Annotated in this window: 14 protein-coding genes and 1 pseudogene; 12 read left to right on the forward strand and 3 right to left on the reverse strand. The window is 75.7% G+C overall.

Annotated elements, in window-relative coordinates:
* Positions 1-157 precede the first annotated feature (157 nt).
* Together ACIWVC_RS31000 and ACIWVC_RS31005 are read left to right on the forward strand one after the other, a co-directional pair.
* Positions 158-1831: a hypothetical protein gene (locus ACIWVC_RS31000; protein ID WP_396454919.1), complete on the forward strand. Its 1674-nt coding sequence runs from the start codon at positions 158-160 to the stop codon at positions 1829-1831.
* Between the two features lie 106 nt (positions 1832-1937).
* Positions 1938-3104: an alkaline phosphatase PhoX gene (locus ACIWVC_RS31005; RefSeq protein ID WP_396451949.1), complete on the forward strand. Its 1167-nt coding sequence runs from the start codon at positions 1938-1940 to the stop codon at positions 3102-3104.
* Between the two features lie 52 nt (positions 3105-3156).
* On the opposite strand, the gene ACIWVC_RS31010 is transcribed toward ACIWVC_RS31005, so the two are convergent.
* The gene (locus ACIWVC_RS31010) at positions 3157-4095 is read right to left on the reverse strand and encodes an MBL fold metallo-hydrolase (RefSeq protein ID WP_396451947.1); all 939 of its coding nucleotides are present in this window, start codon (positions 4093-4095) and stop codon (positions 3157-3159) included.
* 7 nt (positions 4096-4102) lie between these two features.
* Positions 4103-5452 (reverse strand): DUF1015 family protein, encoded by a 1350-nt coding sequence (locus tag ACIWVC_RS31015; RefSeq protein WP_396454920.1) that lies wholly within the window; start codon positions 5450-5452, stop codon positions 4103-4105.
* Positions 5453-5518: 66 nt separating this feature from the next.
* Between ACIWVC_RS31015 and ACIWVC_RS31020 the strand changes: the two genes are divergently transcribed.
* Together ACIWVC_RS31020 and ACIWVC_RS31025 are read left to right on the forward strand one after the other, a co-directional pair.
* Positions 5519-5962 (forward strand): tetratricopeptide repeat protein, encoded by a 444-nt coding sequence (locus ACIWVC_RS31020; protein WP_396454921.1) that lies wholly within the window; start codon positions 5519-5521, stop codon positions 5960-5962.
* Positions 5963-6017: 55 nt separating this feature from the next.
* Positions 6018-7019, forward strand: a complete 1002-nt coding sequence (locus ACIWVC_RS31025; protein WP_396454924.1) for an HAD-IIA family hydrolase — start codon at positions 6018-6020, stop codon at positions 7017-7019.
* A gap of 40 nt (positions 7020-7059) precedes the next feature.
* Here the strand turns inward: ACIWVC_RS31025 and ACIWVC_RS31030 are convergent, their stop codons facing one another.
* A complete protein-coding gene (locus ACIWVC_RS31030; RefSeq protein WP_396451942.1) occupies positions 7060-7401 on the reverse strand; it encodes an SCP2 sterol-binding domain-containing protein in 342 nt (113 codons plus the stop codon).
* Positions 7402-7701: 300 nt separating this feature from the next.
* Between ACIWVC_RS31030 and ACIWVC_RS31035 the strand changes: the two genes are divergently transcribed.
* The 8 genes and pseudogenes from ACIWVC_RS31035 to murJ all read left to right on the forward strand — a co-directional run.
* Positions 7702-8061 carry a hypothetical protein gene (locus ACIWVC_RS31035; protein ID WP_396451940.1) on the forward strand — a complete coding sequence of 120 codons (360 nt, stop codon included), beginning with the start codon at positions 7702-7704 and terminating at the stop codon, positions 8059-8061.
* Positions 8058-8861 (forward strand): TlyA family RNA methyltransferase, encoded by an 804-nt coding sequence (locus ACIWVC_RS31040; protein WP_396454922.1) that lies wholly within the window; start codon positions 8058-8060, stop codon positions 8859-8861. Before ACIWVC_RS31035 ends, ACIWVC_RS31040 begins: the two co-directional genes overlap by 4 nt.
* 145 nt (positions 8862-9006) lie before the next feature.
* Positions 9007-9897: pseudogene (locus ACIWVC_RS31045) on the forward strand (NAD kinase); the annotation flags it as partial.
* A 207-nt stretch (positions 9898-10104) separates the two neighbouring features.
* A complete protein-coding gene (recN, locus tag ACIWVC_RS31050; RefSeq protein ID WP_396451936.1) occupies positions 10105-11811 on the forward strand; it encodes a DNA repair protein RecN in 1707 nt (568 codons plus the stop codon).
* Between the two features lie 140 nt (positions 11812-11951).
* A complete protein-coding gene (steA, locus tag ACIWVC_RS31055) occupies positions 11952-13238 on the forward strand; it encodes a putative cytokinetic ring protein SteA (RefSeq protein WP_396451934.1) in 1287 nt (428 codons plus the stop codon).
* Complete coding sequence (locus ACIWVC_RS31060; protein ID WP_396451932.1) at positions 13235-14191, forward strand: copper transporter; 957 nt, start codon at positions 13235-13237, stop codon at positions 14189-14191. Before steA ends, ACIWVC_RS31060 begins: the two co-directional genes overlap by 4 nt.
* Before the next feature lie 4 nt (positions 14192-14195).
* On the forward strand, positions 14196-15176 hold the full coding sequence (locus ACIWVC_RS31065; protein WP_396451930.1) for a hypothetical protein: 981 nt from the start codon (positions 14196-14198) through the stop codon (positions 15174-15176).
* A gap of 36 nt (positions 15177-15212) precedes the next feature.
* Positions 15213-16691, forward strand: a 1479-nt coding sequence (gene murJ / locus ACIWVC_RS31070) for a murein biosynthesis integral membrane protein MurJ (protein ID WP_396454923.1), incomplete at its 3' end; no start/stop codon positions are given.

Here is a 16691-nt window from a genome sequence, read left to right on the forward strand (position 1 = left end):
AGCGCCGATGGTACTGCATGGGAGACTGTGTGGGAGAGTAGGACGCCGCCGGACTTGAATTGGTCGAGGGTCGCCCCGATTTGCGGGGCGGCCCTCGACGCATGTCACGGCCCCGCCAAAGTAGGCTGCGGGTATCCACGAACCACCATCAAGAACAGTGACGGACGTGATGAGCGCGGAAGACGAGGGCCGCGGCGACGGAAGCCGCGAGCGGCGGGGCGATGGCGGGCGGCGGAACTCTCCGCCCCGTCGCGGGGGCGATGCCCGTGGCGGCCCGGGCGGTTCCGGCGACCGCAGCGGTGGCCGAAAGGATCGGGATTTCCGCGGTAAGCGCGACGACCGGAAACCGGGCCGCCCGTTCAAGCGCTCCGATGACCGGCGCCCCAAGTCCGGGGAGGGACGCTCCGACGATCGTCGCGAGCGCGGCGGCGGCCGGTTCGACGGTCCGCGCGGCGGCCGGGGCAAGCCCGGCGAACGGCGCTTCGACGGCCCCCGCGGCGGTCGGGGCAAGCCGGGCGAACGCCGGGAGGAGAGGTTCGGCGGAGCCCGCGGCCCCCGCCAGGGCCAGGGAGCGGGTCCGCGGCGCGATGGGCGTCCCGGCGGTCCGCAGGCCGGCGGCGGCCAGGGCGAGCGCCGGTTCGAGGGCCGGCGTCAGGACCGCCGGTTCAAGGACCGCGACGACCGTCCGGGAGGGCGGCGGTTCGAAGGCAAGCGCGAAGGACGTCCGGGAGACCGGGGCGGGCCGTTCAAGGGACGCGGGCCGAAGCGCCCGCAGGACGGCGGACGCCCCTACGGGCCGCCGCGCGACCGCCGGGACGCGCGGCCGCGCACCGAGGAGCGGGAGCGCCCCCGGTACGACGAGCCGCTGCTGCCGGACGACATCACCGGCGAGGAGCTGGACGCGGACGCGCGGGTCGAGCTGCGCACGCTCCCGAAGGACCTGGCGGCCAAGGTCGCGCGCCACCTGGTGATGGCGGGGCGGCTGTCCGAAGACGAGCCGGAGCAGTCCTACAGGCACGCGAAGGCCGCGCGGCGGCTGGCGTCGCGGGTGGGGATCGTCCGGGAGGCGGCCGGGATCGCGGCCTACCACGCGGGCGAATGGGCGGAGGCGCTCGCCGAGCTCAGGGCCGCGCGGCGGCTCGGCGCCGGCGACGACACCTACCTGCCGGTGATGGTCGACTGCGAGCGCGGCCTCGGCCGCCCCGAACGCGCCCTCGACCTGATCAAGTCGCCGGAGGCGGAGAAGCTCGACACGGCCGGACGCGTCGAGCTGCGCATCGTGGAGTCCGGCGTCCGCCGCGACATGGGCCAGTTCGACGCGGCCGTCGTCACCCTGCAGATCCCCGAGCTGCGGGACCGGCGGCTCCGGCCGTGGTCGATGCGGCTGTTCTACGCCTACGCGGACGCGCTCGCCGAGGCCGGGCGGGCGGACGAGGCCGCCGACTGGTTCGCGCGCGCCGCCGCCGCCGACCGCGACGGCGAGACCGACGCCGCCGAACGCTACGCCGAGATCGAAGGGCTCCACATCCTCGACACCGAGGAAGAGGACGCCCAAGCGGCCGGCGCCGCCGGCGACACGGACACCGGCGACACGGACACCGGCGACACGGACACCGGCGGCGCGGACACCGGCGGCGCGGCCGAGGCCGCCGGCGACGGCGACGCCGTTGAGGAGCAGGCTCCCCCGGAGCCCATGGCGGCGACGGACATCGCGTTCCAGCCCGCGGAGCCGGAGGTCGCGGAGGCGCCCGACGAGGACGTCCCGCAGGCGCCGGCGGTGTTCCTGGAGCCGAAGCAGGCGGACGAGGAGCAGCCCCCGCCGGGAGCCTGACCACCGGTACTTGACTGGCGGGTAGGTTTCCCGGATATTCACGGGACCGCGCCGTTCGGGGGGCCGCCGGACACGTCCGGCGGGGAACGACTCCTTGAGGAGAGCCATGGCCCTGAACCGACGCACGTTCCTGCGCGCCGCCGCCGTCGCGGGCGGCACGACGGCCTTCTCCGGAGCCTTGTGGCAGCGGGCCTTCGCCTCGGGGCCCGCGCAGCCGGGCCCGAGCCCGTACGGTCCGCTGCGGGCCGCGGACGGCAACGGGGTGCAGCTGCCCGACGGGTTCACCAGCCGGATCGTGGCGCGGTCGCTGCAGCGCGTCGAGGGGACGCGGCACACCTGGCATCCCGCGCCCGACGGCGGTGCGTGCTTCCCCGACGGGGACGGCTGGATCTACGTCAGCAACTCGGAGGTGCCCATCGTCGGCGGCGTGTCCGCCGTGCGGTTCGACGCGTCCGGGAAGGTGACGTCCGCGTACCGGATCCTGAACGGCACCACGCTGAACTGCTCGGGCGGGGCGACGCCGTGGAACACGTGGCTGTCGTGCGAGGAGCACGACTTCGGCCTCGTCTACGAGACCGACCCGCGCGGGCAGAAGGCGGCGGTGCCGCGTCCCGCGATGGGCAGGTTCAAGCACGAGGCCGCCGCGTCCGACCCCGTCCGCAAGGTCGTCTACCTCACTGAGGACCAGGGCGACGGCTGCTTCTACCGGTTCCGGCCCAAGACGTGGGGCGACCTGTCGTCCGGGACGCTCGAAGTCCTGGTCGGCTCCGGGACCGGCCCCGTCACCTGGGCGAAGGTGCCCAGCCCGCAGTTCTGGTTCACGCCGACCCGTGATCAGGTCGCGGGCGCCATGCGTTTCGACGGCGGCGAAGGCTGCTACTACACGCACGGTGTCTGCTACTTCACCACCAAGGGCGACAACCGCGTGTGGGCGTACGACGCGGCCGGCGAACGGCTGGACATCGCCTACGACGACGACCTCGTCACCGGCGGCGAGGCGCCCCTGCACGGCGTCGACGCCGTGACGGCCACGGCGTCCGGTGAGCTGTACGTCGCCGAGGACGGCGACAACATGGAGATCAACGTGATCACCGCGGACGGCGTCGTCGCGCCGTTCCTGCGCGTCGTCGGCCACGACGAGTCGGAGATCACCGGGTGCGCGTTCAGCCCGGACGGGTCGCGCCTGTACTTCTCGTCCCAGCGCGGCAAGAGCGGCTTCATCGCCGGGACGGACGGCTGCACGTTCGAGGTGACCGGCCCGTTCCGCCGCTGACCGCGCGGCCCCGCGTTCCCCGGCCCGCCGCGGGTCCGGGGGCGCCGGAGGGTCAGGCGTGCCGGCTGAGGGAGTGCAGGATGCCGGCGACGTTGCTGTCGGCGCTGTTCAGCACCTCGTACCGGGCGACCAGGTCGGGGTCGACGTCGTCGGCCGACACGGCGTAGCGGTGCTTGGTCCGGTCGACGACCATGGCGACGGCGTGGTCGAGGTCGAGGCCCTCGTCCTTGGCGTCCTGGACGGCGTCCACCCAGACGCGCAGCTCCTCCGCCGACCGTTCGAGCGTGTCGTCCACCTCGGTGACGGGACCGTAGTGCGCGAACAGCAGCCGCTGCGGGCCCAGGGACCGGAACTTGCCGAGGGACTCCAGCGCGGTGCCCAGGTCGAAGTCGGGGGGCGGCGTGGCGGGCTTCACGTCGGCGGTCTCCGGGATGTAGATGCCGGCGGCGTCGCCCACGTACAGGTCGCCGGTCTGGGAGTCCATCAGTCCGACGTGGTGCTTGGCGTGGCCGGGGGAGTAGTGCGACTCCAGCCGGCGCCCGCCGCCGAGGTCGACGACGCCGGTGTCCTCGACGGCGCGGATGCGGGCCGCGTCCGTCGGCTTCAACTCGCCGAACAGCGTGTCGAGGCTGTCCCCGTAGACCATGCGGGCGCTGCGCATGAGCCGCGACGGGTCGGCCAGGTGCCGCGCGCCCTTCTCGTGGACGACGACCTCGGCCTGCGGGTACATCTCCGCGATGTCGCCGACGCCGCCCGCGTGGTCGAGGTGGATGTGGGTGACGACCACGGTCGCCAGGTCGTCCGCGCCGACGCCCAGTTCCGCCAGCGCCGCCCGCACCACGGGCGCCGAACCGGACGTGCCGGGTTCCACCAGGCACGGCCGGTCGGACAGGATGAGGTATCCGGCGGTGATGCCGCGGTAGCCGGCCATCCGGGTGTCGATCTCGTAGACGTCCCCGCCGAGCGGTGTGATCGTGGTCGCGGTGTCCATTCCCCGATCATGGCCTCTCGGAGGCGTCCGGGTCGAGAAGCCGCAGGACGAGACCGGTGCGGGGCTTCGGCCCGAACGACGTCGACTTGCGCGGGACGCGCTCGCCCTCGCCCGCGACGGCCAGCACGTCCTCGACCCTCAGCGGGTTCAGCACGACCGCCGTGCCGCCCGAGCGCCGGGCGCGGGCGATGGCGGCGGACGGGTCGTCGTGCACCACCTCGATGGCGTTCTCGTTCTCCGGGACCTCCCACAGGGCGCCGATGAGGAGGTAGTCCAGCACGGCGGTGTCGAGCCCGCACCAGCGCTCGGAGTGCCCGGACGGCCTGGAGTGCGCGAGCGCGTCCTCGTCCGGGTCGGTGAGGAGGCAGAGGGAGTCGCCGCCGCCGAGGAGGAAGGCGGGGCCGTCCGCCGCGGCGAGCGCTTCGAGGGCCGGCGCCTCGTCCGGGAAGTCGGTCACGCGGAACGCCTTTCGCGCCCTCTCGACCGCGTCGTCGGGGCGCAGGCCGGGCAGGACGCGGTGGATCGCGCCCAGGTGCGGCGGATACCGCGTCGAGTCGACCAGCAGCGCCAGCCCCTCGTCCCACGGCCCGGGGCCGTCGCCGGCCGCGTGGTGGCGCGCCTGCAGGGCGCGGTAGGTGGCGTAGCGGTGGTGGCCGTCCGCGATGAGGGCCTGCTTGTCGCGCAGGTCGGCGGCTATCCGCGCGTGCGCGGCGGGGTCGGTGATGCGCCACAGCCGGTGCGTCAGCCCGTCGTCGGCGTCGAACTCCACGAGCGGCGCGGCCGCTGCGGCGTCGTCGACGATGCGGGCCGCGTCGCCGCCGCCCTCGTACACCAGGAAGATCGGCTCCAGGTTGGCGTTCGCGGCCGTCATCAGCGCGAGCCGGTCGCGGACCGGGCCGGGGAAGACGTTCTCGTGCGGCAGCACGACCCCGTCCGCCTCCGCGCGCAGGCCCAGCCCGCCGATGAGGCCGCGCTGCAGGACCGCCGCGCCGCGGGCCGCCTCGTACACGTAGAGGGCCGGCTCGGGGTCGACCGCCAGGGCGCCCTCGTCCAGCCAGCGGCGGAGCCGCTCGCCAGCCGCGGCGTAGCTCTCCCCGGCGGCGCGCGGCAGGTTGAGCCGGACGATGTTGTGCCCGCCGCCCGCCAGCAGCCGCAGCGCCGCCGCCTCGTCGATCAGGTCGTAGGGCGGCATGGTCACCGCCGCCGGGTCCCCGGCCACCTCCGGGACGAACCGGACGCCGCGGAACGGGGACAGCGCCAGGCCGGCGCCCGTGCGCGGCCCCGCCGTCCCGAAGATCCGGGCGCTGAACTCCTCCGGCCCGGCGCCGGAGGGGAGGTCGTCGTCCACGCCGGGCATGGTATTCGGCGGGAGGCGTCCGGCGCCCCGGCGGGTACGGTCGTAATGATCCGAGGGGAGGTCCATATGAGTGGTCAAGGTCGTGGACGTCCGGAGGATTCCCCGGGGGACGACCCCGGCGGGCAGCCCGCCCCGCCGGGAGGCGGGGTCTACGAGTGGTACACCCGCGGCCTGGAGCTGCTGCGGTCGGGCAGCGCCGCCGCCGCGCTGCAGCTGCTGACCCGGGCCGCCGAGGCCGAGCCGGGGTCGCACAGCATCCGGGAGGCGCTCGCGCGCGCCCAGTTCGGCGCCCGGCAGTTCGGCGCGGCGGCCGCGAGCTTCCGCGAGATCGTCGAGGAGGAGCCCGCCGAGGACTACGCACGGTTCGGGCTCGGCCTGTCGCTCAGCCGGCTGGGCGACTTCGAGGGCGCGGTCGAGCACCTCGCGCTCGCCGCCGCCATGCGCCCCGACAACCAGGACTACGCCAGGGCGCTGCGGCAGGCCCGGGCCACCCTCGACGCCCGCCGCTGACCCGCCCCTACTCGCCGGTGAGGACGTCCGTACGATCGCACGCATGAGGAGCGCGATGAAAGGCAGCGACCGTCCCCTGAGCGAGGCGTACGACGTCGCCCTGCTCGACCTCGACGGGGTCGTCTACGTCGGCCGCAGGCCCGTCCCCGCGGCGGCGGAGTCGCTCGCCAAGGCCCGCGCGGCGGGCCAGCGGCTCGCGTTCGTGACCAACAACGCCTCCCGGACCCCCTCGGCCGTCGCGGCCCTGCTCACCGAGGTCGGCGTCCCCGCCGACCCGGCGGACGTGGTGACCTCCGCGCAGGCCGCGGCGCGCCTGCTCGCCGAGCGGCTGCCCGCGGGCGCCGAGGTGCTCGTGGTCGGCGGGACGGGCCTGCGCCACGCCCTCTACCAGCACGGGCTGCGCCCGGTGTCGACCGCGGCGGGGCGGCCCGCCGCCGTCGCGCAGGGCTACGACCCGGGCCTCACCTATGCGGCCCTGTCGGAGGGGGCGCAGGCCGTCGCCATGGGCGCCCTGTTCGTCGGCTCCAACGGTGACCTCACCATCCCCGGCGGCGACGGCCCGCCGCGCCCCGGCAACGGATCACTGCTCCGCGTGATCAGCGCCGCGACCGGCGTCGAGCCGATCGTCACCGGCAAGCCCGAGCGCCCCCTGCACCAGGAGTCGATCCTGCGCACCGGCGCGCAGCGGCCCCTCGTCGTGGGCGACCGCCTCGACACCGACATCGAGGGCGCCCACAACGGCGGCGCCGACAGCCTCCTGGTCTTCACCGGCGTCACCGACCCCCTGCACGCCCTCACCGCCCCGCCGAACCGCCGCCCCAGCTACCTGGCCCCCGACCTGACCGGCCTGCTCGTCCCCCACCCGCGGGTCGTCCGGGAGGACGGCGCGCACGCCTGCCGCGGCTGGACGGCCCGCCGCGCCGGCGGAACGTTCGCCCTCACCGGCTCCGGCGACCCCTATGACGGCCTCCGCGCCCTCGCGTCCGCCGCCTGGGAGACCGACACCCCTCCGCCCCCCGAAGCCTTCACCGAAGCCCTGGAGACCCTCTCCCTCTAGGACGGCCCCCTGGACGAGACGGCGAGATAAGACGGCCTTCTTAGAGGAGCTTCCGCAGGCGCAGCAGGTCGAAGATGCTCGCCTCGATCTTGACCCGGCCGGTGGCCCACGCCTTGGCCGGGTGCAGCTCCTCGTGCGCCATGGCGACGAGGTCGTCGCTGTCCACGGTCAGCCGCACCTGCGCCGACCCGGGGTCGCCGTCCGGTTCGAACGGGTCGAGGCCGCCCTCGTGCAGCCGCGTGCGGTAGGCCAGCCCGAGGTCGGCGACGCGGCAGCTGATCGTCCGCTCCACGACGTGCTCGGCGAGCCGGTCGCCGTCCACCTCCGCCAGCCGGGCCGCGACACGCTCCAGCGCCGCACGGCAGTCCTCCTCGCTCGCCATGATCAGGCAGTTCCCCATTCGTCCGGCAACGATGTCGCGCCACGGCCCCCGGGCGCGGCCGCGCCGTCCGGCCGCCGGGAGGCCGGAGAGCCGGTGGTGAGGCCCGCGGCGCCGCGGGACACCGGGTCGGTGATCTTACGGCCGTCCGGCGGCGCCGCAAAACCCGTCCACCCAAGGTAGACGGCCCGCGGCGCCCGGATCGCGGCCGCGGCGGGCCGGGCGGGACGGCGCGGTAGCGTTCAGGGTGAGGTGAAGACGCCTCGGCGCGGGTGCTCCGGGGCCGATCGGGAGGTCGACGTGATGTCCGACGAGGGCGCGGAGGCGCCGGAGGCTCCGGCCGCCGGGCCGGAGCCGGCGGAGGAGCCGGAGACGGAGCCGGACGCGGAGGGCCCGCTCCGGGCGGCGGAGGCTCCGGAGCCCGAGTTCCCGCCCGTGCCGGCGCCCGAGCCCACCGGCGACCCGCGCGTGGACGCCGCCGTGGCCGCCCTCGGCGGGCTCGGCGGTCGGCCCGTCCAGGAGCACGTGGAGGTCTTCGAGGACGTGCACCGGCAGCTCCAGGAGCTGCTCGCGTCCGCCGGGCAGGACGAGCCCGGCCAGCCGCCGCGTCCCGCCGAGCCGCCGCGTCCCGCCTTCCCCGACGCGCTCCGCCCCCGCCGGTGAGCACCAGGCGGAGGCTGGACGCCGAGCTGGTGCGGCGCGGGCTGGCGCGGTCGCGGGAGCACGCCGGGCAGCTCATCGCCGACGGCCGGGTGCGGGTCGCCGGCCGGCGCGCGGCGAAGGCCGCCACGCAGGTCGAGGCCGGCGCCGCGATCGTCGTCGAGGAGGCCGCCGGCGGCCCCGACTACGTGTCGCGCGGCGGGCACAAGCTCGCCGGCGCGCTGAAGGCGTTCGAGGGGCTGGAGGTCAAGGGGCGCGTCTGCCTGGACGCGGGCGCCTCCACCGGCGGCTTCACCGACGTCCTGCTGCGCGCGGGCGCGGCGCACGTCTACGCGGTCGACGTCGGGTACGGGCAGCTCGCGTGGTCGCTGCGGACCGACGAGCGGGTCACCGTCATGGAGCGGGTCAACGTCCGCGACCTGCGGCCCGGGACGCTCGGCGACCCGCCTCCCGGCCTGGTCGTCGGCGACCTCTCCTTCATCTCGCTCAAGCTCGTCCTGGGGCCGGTGCAGAGGTGCGTCGCCCCGGACGCCGACTACGCCGTCATGGTGAAGCCGCAGTTCGAGGTGGGGAAGGACCGCGTCGGCGCCGGGGGCGTGGTCCGCGATCCGCAGCTGCGCGCGGAGGCCGTGCGGGGCGTCGCCGAGCACGCGGGCACGCTCGGGCTGGGCGTCCTCGGTGTGGCGGCGAGCCCGCTGCCGGGGCCCTCGGGCAACGTGGAGTACTTCCTGTGGCTGCGCGCGGGCGCCCCGCCGCTGGACGAGGACGCCCTCGCCAAGGCGATCGAGGAGGGGCCGCGGTGAGCGGCCGGGCCGCGAACGGACGGAGCCGCCGCGACGTACAGAGACATCAGAACGGGCGCGGGGCGCCCGGGCCGGGAACGTCCGCGGGAGGGACGTTCGTCCAGACGTCTGTACGCCGGAGCGCGTCGGGGAGTGGGGCGAGAGCATGAGCAAAAGGTCGGTGCTGGTCGTGACGCACACCGGGCGGCCGGAGGCCGTCCGCAGCGCGCAGCTGGTCATCGAGCGGCTCGGTCAGGCCGGGATCCGCGTGCGGGTCCTGGACGACGAGGCCCCGCACATCGGCAGCTCGGGCGTGGAGGTGATGCCCAGCACCGCCGCGGCGGCCGACGACGCCGAGGTCGTCATGGTCCTCGGCGGCGACGGGACCCTGCTGCGCGCCGCCGACCTGACCCGCACCTCCGGCACCCCGCTGCTCGGCGTCAACCTCGGCCACGTCGGGTTCCTCGCCGAGGCCGAGCGGGAGGACCTCGCCGCCACCGTCGACCGGGTGTGCGACCGCCGCTACGAGGTCGAGGAGCGGATGACCATCGACGTCACCGCCCGCCGCAACGGCACCGTCATGGGCACGACGTGGGCGCTGAACGAGGCGAGCATCGAGAAGGCCGAGCGGGAGCGGATGCTGGAGGTCGTCGCCGAGATCGACGGCCGGCCGCTGTCGAACTGGGGCTGCGACGGGGTGGTGTGCGCCACCCCGACCGGCTCCACCGCCTACGCGTTCTCCGCCGGCGGCCCGGTGGTGTGGCCGGAGGTGGAGGCGATGCTGGTCGTGCCGATCAGCGCGCACTCGCTGTTCGCCCGCCCGCTGGTGGTGTCGCCGCGCTCGTCGGTCGCGGTGGAGGTGCTGCCGGACACGCCGCGCGCCGTGCTGTGGTGCGACGGGCGCCGCACGCTCGACCTGCCGCCCGGCGCGCGGGTGGAGGTCCGCCGCGGCCAGGAGCCGGTGCGGCTCGCGCGGCTGCACCTCACCCCGTTCACCGACCGGCTGGTCACCAAGTTCGGGCTGCCCGTGACGGGCTGGCGGGGGCGGGTCCGGCAGCCGTCCCGGCCGTCCCCGCCGCTGGCGGACTCGCAGGTCGGGGACGCTCCGGCGGCCGGCGGCATCGCCGGCCGCCCGGGGCCGGAGTTCGTCCCGGACGGCGGGCCCGCCGGATCGGACGGGGGAGCGTCCGGCGGTCAGAAGGGATAATCTCCACAGGCGCCGATCGGGGATCTTTTGCGGAGGGTTGTGACGCCGGTGCGACCGATGGTCGATGAGGTGCGGATCCAGGGCCTCGGGGTGATCGACGAGGCCGTGCTCGATCTGTCGCCCGGTTTCAACGTGGTGACCGGTGAGACCGGGGCGGGCAAGACCATGGTGGTCACCAGCCTCGGGCTGCTGTTCGGCGGCCGCGCCGACCCGCAGCGGGTCCGCCCGGGCGCGGGCCGCGCGACGGTCGAGGGCCGGATCGTCGTCGATCCGGGCGGCCGCGCGGTGGAGCGCGTCGAGGAGTCCGGCGGCGAGCTGGACGACGGCGCGCTGATCATCAGCCGGTCGGTGTCGGCGGAGGGCCGCTCCCGCGCGTTCCTCGGCGGCCGGTCCGTCCCGGTGAGCGTGCTGATCACCCTGGCGGACGACCTGGTCGCCGTGCACGGCCAGTCCGACCAGCAGCGGCTGCTGCAGGCCGGGCGGCAGCGCGCCGCGCTCGACCGGTACGCGGGCGCCGCGCTGACCAAGCCGATGCGCGCCTACACCAAGGCGTACCAGCGGCACCGGCAGGTCACGGCGCTGCTGGAGGAGCTGACGACCCGGGCGCGCGAACGGGCCCAGGAGGCCGACGTGCTGCGCTTCGGCCTGGAGGAGATCGAGAAGGTCGACCCGAAGGAGGGCGAGGAGGCCGACCTCGCCGCCGAGGAGGAGCGCCTCGGCCACGCCGACGCGCTGCGCGGCGCCGCCGACACCGCCCACGAGGCGCTGCTCGGCGACCCGTCCGCCGCGTTCGAGGCGGCCAACGTGACGAGCCTGCTCGGCCAGGCCCGCAACGCGCTGGACGCCGTCCGCGACCACGACCCGGAGCTGGCGGCGCTCGCCGACCGGCTCGCCGAGGCCGGCTACCTCGTCTCCGACGTCGGCACCGACCTCGCCTCCTACGCCGAGTCGGTGGACGCCGACCCGGCGCGGCTCGCGGCCGTCCAGGAGCGCCGCGCCGAGCTGACCGCGCTGATCCGCAAGTACGGCGGGACGGAGGGCACGGCCGCGGAGGTGCTGGAGTGGGCGCGCACGGCGGCGGCCCGGCTCACCGAGCTGGAGGGCGACGACGACCGCATCGAGGAGCTGCGCGCCGAGCACGCCGAGCTGACCGAGCGGCTCGCCGCCGAGGCGGGGGAGCTGACCGCGGTCCGCACCCGCGCCGCCGAGCGGTTCTCCGCCGCGGTCACCGAGGAGCTGACGGCGCTGGCGATGCCGCACGCCCGCGTCTCGGTCACCGTGACCCCGACCGGCGACTACGGGCCGCACGGCGTCGACGAGGTCGAGGTGCGGCTCGCGCCGCACCCGGGGTCGCCGCCGCTGCCGCTGCACAAGGGCGCGTCCGGCGGCGAGCTCTCCCGGGTGATGCTGGCGATCGAGGTGGTGTTCGCGGGCGCCGACCCCGTCCCGACGTTCGTGTTCGACGAGGTCGACGCCGGCGTCGGCGGCAAGGCCGCGGTGGAGATCGGGCGGCGGCTGGCGCGGCTGGCCCGCAACGCCCAGGTGATCGTCGTCACGCACCTGCCGCAGGTCGCGGCGTTCGCCGACCAGCACCTGCTGGTGGAGAAGTCCGACGACGGCACCGTCACGAGCAGCGGCGTCACCGCCCTCGACCGCGAGGGCCGCGTGCGGGAGCTGTCGCGGATGCTGGCCGGCCTGGAGGACTCCGAGCTCGGCCGCGCGCACGCCGAGGAGCTGCTCGCCATGGCCGCCGACGAGCGGTAGCCGGCCGGGACGATCGACCCGGCGGCGCGCGGGGCGGCCCTCGCGCGCCCGGCAAACGCTACAGACGGTACACAGACGGACACGCCTGGACAGTCGTCGTTTCCGGCGTTCACTCCCGCGCTCTGGCAGGATGGTTGTCGATGAACGAGCCGTCACCCACCACCGAGCCCAGCGCCGAGGCAGGCGGCGAGCAGGGCGCCGAGCCGCCCGGCGAGCGGGGCGTCCGACCGGGCCGCAAGCTGCCGCGCCGCGTGCTCGCGCTCGGCCGCGGCCGCGACGACGGCCGGTCCGGGGTGTGCGGCGCCGTCCGGCTCGACCGCCGCACCAAGGACCTGACCAAGCGGCTGCAGCCCGGCGAGGTCGCGGTGATCGACCATGTCGACCTCGACCGCGTCAGCGCCGAGGCGCTGGTGTCGTGCGAGGTCGGCGCCGTGGTGAACGTCGCGCCGAGCATCTCCGGCCGGTACCCGAACCTCGGCCCGCAGATCCTCATCGAGGCCGGCGTCCCCCTGGTGGACGACGTCGGCCCGGAGATCTTCACCAAGCTGCGCGAGGGCGACCAGGTCCGCGTCGAGGGGCCCGCCGTGTACCGGGGCGAGGACGTCGTCGCCAAGGGCGCCGAGCAGACCGGCGAGTCGGTCGAGACGGCGCTGGCGGAGGCCAAGGCGGGGCTCGCGTCCCAGCTGGAGGCGTTCGTCGCCAACACGATGGAGTACGTCAAGCGCGAGCGCGACCTGCTCATCGACGGCGTCGGCGTCCCGGACGTCACCACCAGGATCAGCGGCCGGCACGCGCTCATCGTGGTCCGCGGCTACCACTACCGCGAGGACATCGCGACCCTGCGCCCCTACATCCGCGAGTACCGGCCCGTGCTGATCGGGGTGGACGGCGGCGCCGACGCGCTGCTGGAGGCCGGCTACCGGCCCGACATGATCGTCGGCGACATGGACTCGGTGTCCGACGACGCGCTGACCTGCGGCGCCGAGATCGTCGTGCACGCCTACCGGGACGGCCGCGCGCCCGGCCTGAAGCGCGTCCGCGAGCTGGGGCAGGAGGCCGTCGTCTTCCCGGCCACCGCCACCAGCGAGGACATCGCGATGCTGCTCGCCGACGACAAGGGCGCGTCGCTGATCGTCGCGGTCGGCACGCACGCCAACATGGTGGAGTTCCTCGACAAGGGCCGCGCCGGCATGGCCAGCACCTTCCTCACCCGGCTCCGGGTGGGCAGCAAGCTCGTCGACGCCAAGGGCGTCAGCAGGCTCTACCGCAGCCGCATCTCCACCTGGTCGCTGCTGTTCCTCGTCCTCGGCGCGTTCATCGCCATCGTCACCGCCGTCGCCATGTCCCCGGCGGGGGACGTCATCAGTCCCCTGATCGCCGACCGCTGGCACGCCTTCGTCTTCTGGCTGACCGGACTCTTCACGTGATCGATTTCCGCTACCACCTCGTCTCCATCGTCGCGATCTTCCTCGCGCTGGCGCTCGGCATCGTGCTGGGCTCCACCACCCTGTCGGACTCGGTGAGCGACACCCTGCGCCAGCAGGCGAACTCGGCCGCCAAGACCGCCCAGGAGGCCCGGGTCGCGCAGCGCGACCTGCGCCACCAGGTCGACGGGCAGGAGCAGTTCGCCAAGGTGCTGTCGCCGCAGATCGTCGAGAACCGGCTGAAGGGCCAGTCCGTGGTGCTCATCGAGACCCCGGGCGCCGGCGACGACAGCATCGAGCAGCTCAGCGAGCTGGCGAAGAACGCGGGCGCGGCCGTCACCGGCCGCGTCACCATCCAGAAGAAGCTCCTGGACGACGACCAGCAGACGACCGTGGACGAGCTGTCCACGCAGCTGAAGGCCGACGACGTCGAGTTCCCCGCCGACGCGAGCCCCTACGACAAGGCGGGCGCGGTGCTGGCGAACGCCCTCGTCACCAAGGACCCCGGCGAGTCCGGCCGGGAGGACGCGGTCGGCGGCGCCGTCCTCAACGGCTTCAAGGAGGCCGGGTACGTCACCACCAGCGGCAAGCCCGGCCAGCACGCGACGCTCGCCGTGATGGTCGCGCCCGCCGCCGCGTACGCCTACGACGGCGGCGACGCCGACAACCGGGCACTGATCTCGCTGGCCTCCGCCCTCGACGCCGCCGGGCGCGGTACCGTCGTCGGTGGCCCGCCGACCTCTGCCCAGGAGGGCGGGCTGATCGCGGCGCTGCGCGACTCCGACGCCGACGACAAGGTCTCCACCGTGGACGTGGTGGACACCGCGTCCGGGCAGGTCGTGACGGTCCTGGCGCTGCAGCAGGAGATCGGCGGCAAGTCCGGGCAGTACGGGACGGGCGCCGGCGCGAGCGGCTACCTGCCCTCGCCCGCGCCCCCGGCGGGGAAGAACGGGTGACCTGATGAAACGAGGCATCGCCAGGGGAGCGCGGCTCGCGGCGGGCATCGGCCTCGGCGCCGCGGCGGCCCGCGCCGCCTACGCCGCGCTGACCCGCCGGCCCCCCGGGCTGCACGGCGTGCCGGGCGAGGAGGTCTGGGGCCGCACCAACCACCGCGGCGAGCCGGTGACGCTGCTGGAGGGCCCCGCGTTCGTCGCGGGCGCCGCCGCGGCCGGGCTGCTCGCCCCCGGCGCCACCGCCCGGATGCGCGCCGCCGCGCTGCTCGCCGGCGCCGGGTCCGGCGTCCTCGGCGGCTACGACGACCTCACCGGGTCCGGCGCGTCCCGCGGGTTCAAGGGCCACCTGACCGCGCTGGCCCGCGGCGAGGTCACCAGCGGCGCGGTGAAGATCCTCGGCATCGGCGCGACCGGGCTGGCCGCCGCCGCGGTCGCCGGGTCGCCCGCCCCCACCCGCACCGGGCGCGCGTTCGACGCGCTCGTCAACGGCGCGGTCATCGCCGGGTCCGCGAACCTCATGAACCTGTTCGACCTGCGCCCCGGCCGGGCGATCAAGGTCGGGCTGATCACCGGGACCCCGCTGGCGCTGGCCGGGCCGGGCCGCGCCGTCGCCGCCGCGCCGCTCGGCGCCGCCGCCGCGCTCCTCCCCGAGGACCTCGGGGAGCGCGCGATGCTCGGCGACACCGGCGCCAACGCGCTCGGCGCGCTGCTCGGCCTCGCCGCGACCCGGCTCGGGCGGGGGCCGCGGCTCGCCGTCCTCGCGGGCGTCGCCGGGCTGAACGCCGCCAGCGAGTACGTCAGCTTCACCAAGGTCATCGCGGGCAACCCGGTGCTGAACCGCATCGACATGCTCGGCCGCCGACCGTCCGCCGCCGCGGTGCCCGCGCCCGCGGCGGCGCGCGAGCCGGCGACCGCGGACGCGTTCCGCCCGCCCGTCCCGCCGCAGGCGGGCCCGGCGGGCAACGGCGTCGCGGCGGGCCCGGCCTAGGCACCTCGGACGGCCCCCGGCCGAACGTCCACGCGCGTGACCCCTCCCGACACGTCCCCGCCGGCCCGGCGCTCCCCGCCCGCGCGCCGGCTGACCGGCGGCCTCGCGGGCGCCGCCGTCGTCATCGCGGTCATCACCGTCCTGTCGCGGCTCGCCGGGTTCGGGCGCACCTACGCGTTCTCGCAGACGGTCACGACGTCCTGCCTGAGCCAGGCGTACTTCACCTCGACGCAGTTCCCCAGCATCGTCTACGAGATCGTCGCGGGCGGGGCGCTCGCCAGCATGGTCGTGCCGGTGCTGGCCGGGCCCGCCGAACGCGGCGACCGCGAGCAGGTCCGCCGGATCGGGTCGGCGCTGCTCACCTGGATCGTCGTGCTGATGGTGCCGCTGTCGGCGCTGATGGCGCTCGGCGCCCGCCCGATCATGGAGGTGCTGGTCGGCGGCGACCTGAAGGGCTGCTCGCGCGGCGACATCGTGGACGTCGGCTCCGCCATGCTCGCGATCATGTCGGCGCAGATGGTCATGTACGGGATGGCGGTCGTCCTGTACGGGCTGCTGCAGTCGCACCGCCGGTTCGTCGCGCCCGCGCTGGCGCCGCTGATGTCGAGCCTGGTGGTGATCGGCGCGTACGTCGCCTACGCGCCGCTCGGCCGCGGCCACGAGAACGACCTGGCGGGCCTGCCGAAGGCCGCCGAGCTGACCCTGTCGATCGGGACGGCGCTCGGCGGCGCCGCGATGGCCGCGACCGCCGGGATCGCGGCGTGGCGGCTGCGCCTCCGGCTGCGCCCCACGCTGCGCTTCCCGGACGGGGTGGCGCGCCGGGTGCGGCGGCTCGCGCTCGCCGGCCTCGCCACGGTCGCGGCGCAGCAGCTGTCGGCGCTGCTGGTCGTCCGGCTCAGCTACGAGGGGACGGGCGGCGCGCTCGCCAACTACCAGTACGCGTGGGCGATCTACCTGCTGCCGTGGGCGATCCTCGCGGTGCCGATCGCGACCAGCGCGTTCCCGCTGCTGTCGGCGCGGATCAGCGCCGGGGAGCACGACCGGTTCGACGAGGTCACCGCGTCCACCACCCGCGCGGTGATCCTGGTGTCGTGCGCGGGCGCCGCCGCGCTGGCCGCCGTCGCGGTCCCGGTCGCGGCCGTGTTCAACCCGGGGCACCCCGACCAGCAGGAGGTGCTGTCGCGGGCGGTGCTCGCGTTCGCGCCCGGGCTGCTCGGGTACGGGCTCGTCGCGCACCTCGGGCGCGTCCTGTACGCGTGCCACCGGGGCCGGATGGGCGCCGCCGCGGTCGTGACCGGCTGGCTGGTCGTGATGGGCGCCGACGTCGCGCTGGTCCTGTCGGTCGAGCGGCAGTGGGTCGTCGCGGCCCTCGGCGTCGGCAACGCGGCCGGGATGACCGTCGCGGGCGTGCTGCTGCTGGGCACGCTCGTCCGGGCCAGGGGCGCCGCGGCCGCGCGCGGGCTCCCGCGCGCCCTCGCGGCCGGCGTGCTGGGCGGCGCGGCCGGCGGCGCCGCC

Source organism: Actinomadura sp. (genome assembly GCF_044508335.1).
In the GTDB taxonomy this organism is placed as follows: Bacteria; Actinomycetota; Actinomycetes; order Streptosporangiales; family Streptosporangiaceae; genus Spirillospora.

Bases quoted from the DNA above. Each gene is read 5' to 3' on its own strand.
- ACIWVC_RS31015 (WP_396454920.1), bottom strand. From the start codon at position 5,452: ATGCCCGGCGTGGACGACGACCTCCCCTCCGGCGCCGGGCCGGAGGAG.
- ACIWVC_RS31010 (WP_396451947.1), bottom strand. From the start codon at position 4,095: ATGGACACCGCGACCACGATCACACCGCTCGGCGGGGACGTCTACGAG.
- ACIWVC_RS31020 (WP_396454921.1), top strand. From the start codon at position 5,519: ATGAGTGGTCAAGGTCGTGGACGTCCGGAGGATTCCCCGGGGGACGAC.
- ACIWVC_RS31025 (WP_396454924.1), top strand. From the start codon at position 6,018: ATGAAAGGCAGCGACCGTCCCCTGAGCGAGGCGTACGACGTCGCCCTG.
- steA (WP_396451934.1), top strand. From the start codon at position 11,952: ATGAACGAGCCGTCACCCACCACCGAGCCCAGCGCCGAGGCAGGCGGC.
- ACIWVC_RS31005 (WP_396451949.1), top strand. From the start codon at position 1,938: ATGGCCCTGAACCGACGCACGTTCCTGCGCGCCGCCGCCGTCGCGGGC.
- ACIWVC_RS31065 (WP_396451930.1), top strand. From the start codon at position 14,196: ATGAAACGAGGCATCGCCAGGGGAGCGCGGCTCGCGGCGGGCATCGGC.
- ACIWVC_RS31035 (WP_396451940.1), top strand. From the start codon at position 7,702: ATGTCCGACGAGGGCGCGGAGGCGCCGGAGGCTCCGGCCGCCGGGCCG.
- ACIWVC_RS31030 (WP_396451942.1), bottom strand. From the start codon at position 7,401: ATGGCGAGCGAGGAGGACTGCCGTGCGGCGCTGGAGCGTGTCGCGGCC.
- recN (WP_396451936.1), top strand. From the start codon at position 10,105: ATGGTCGATGAGGTGCGGATCCAGGGCCTCGGGGTGATCGACGAGGCC.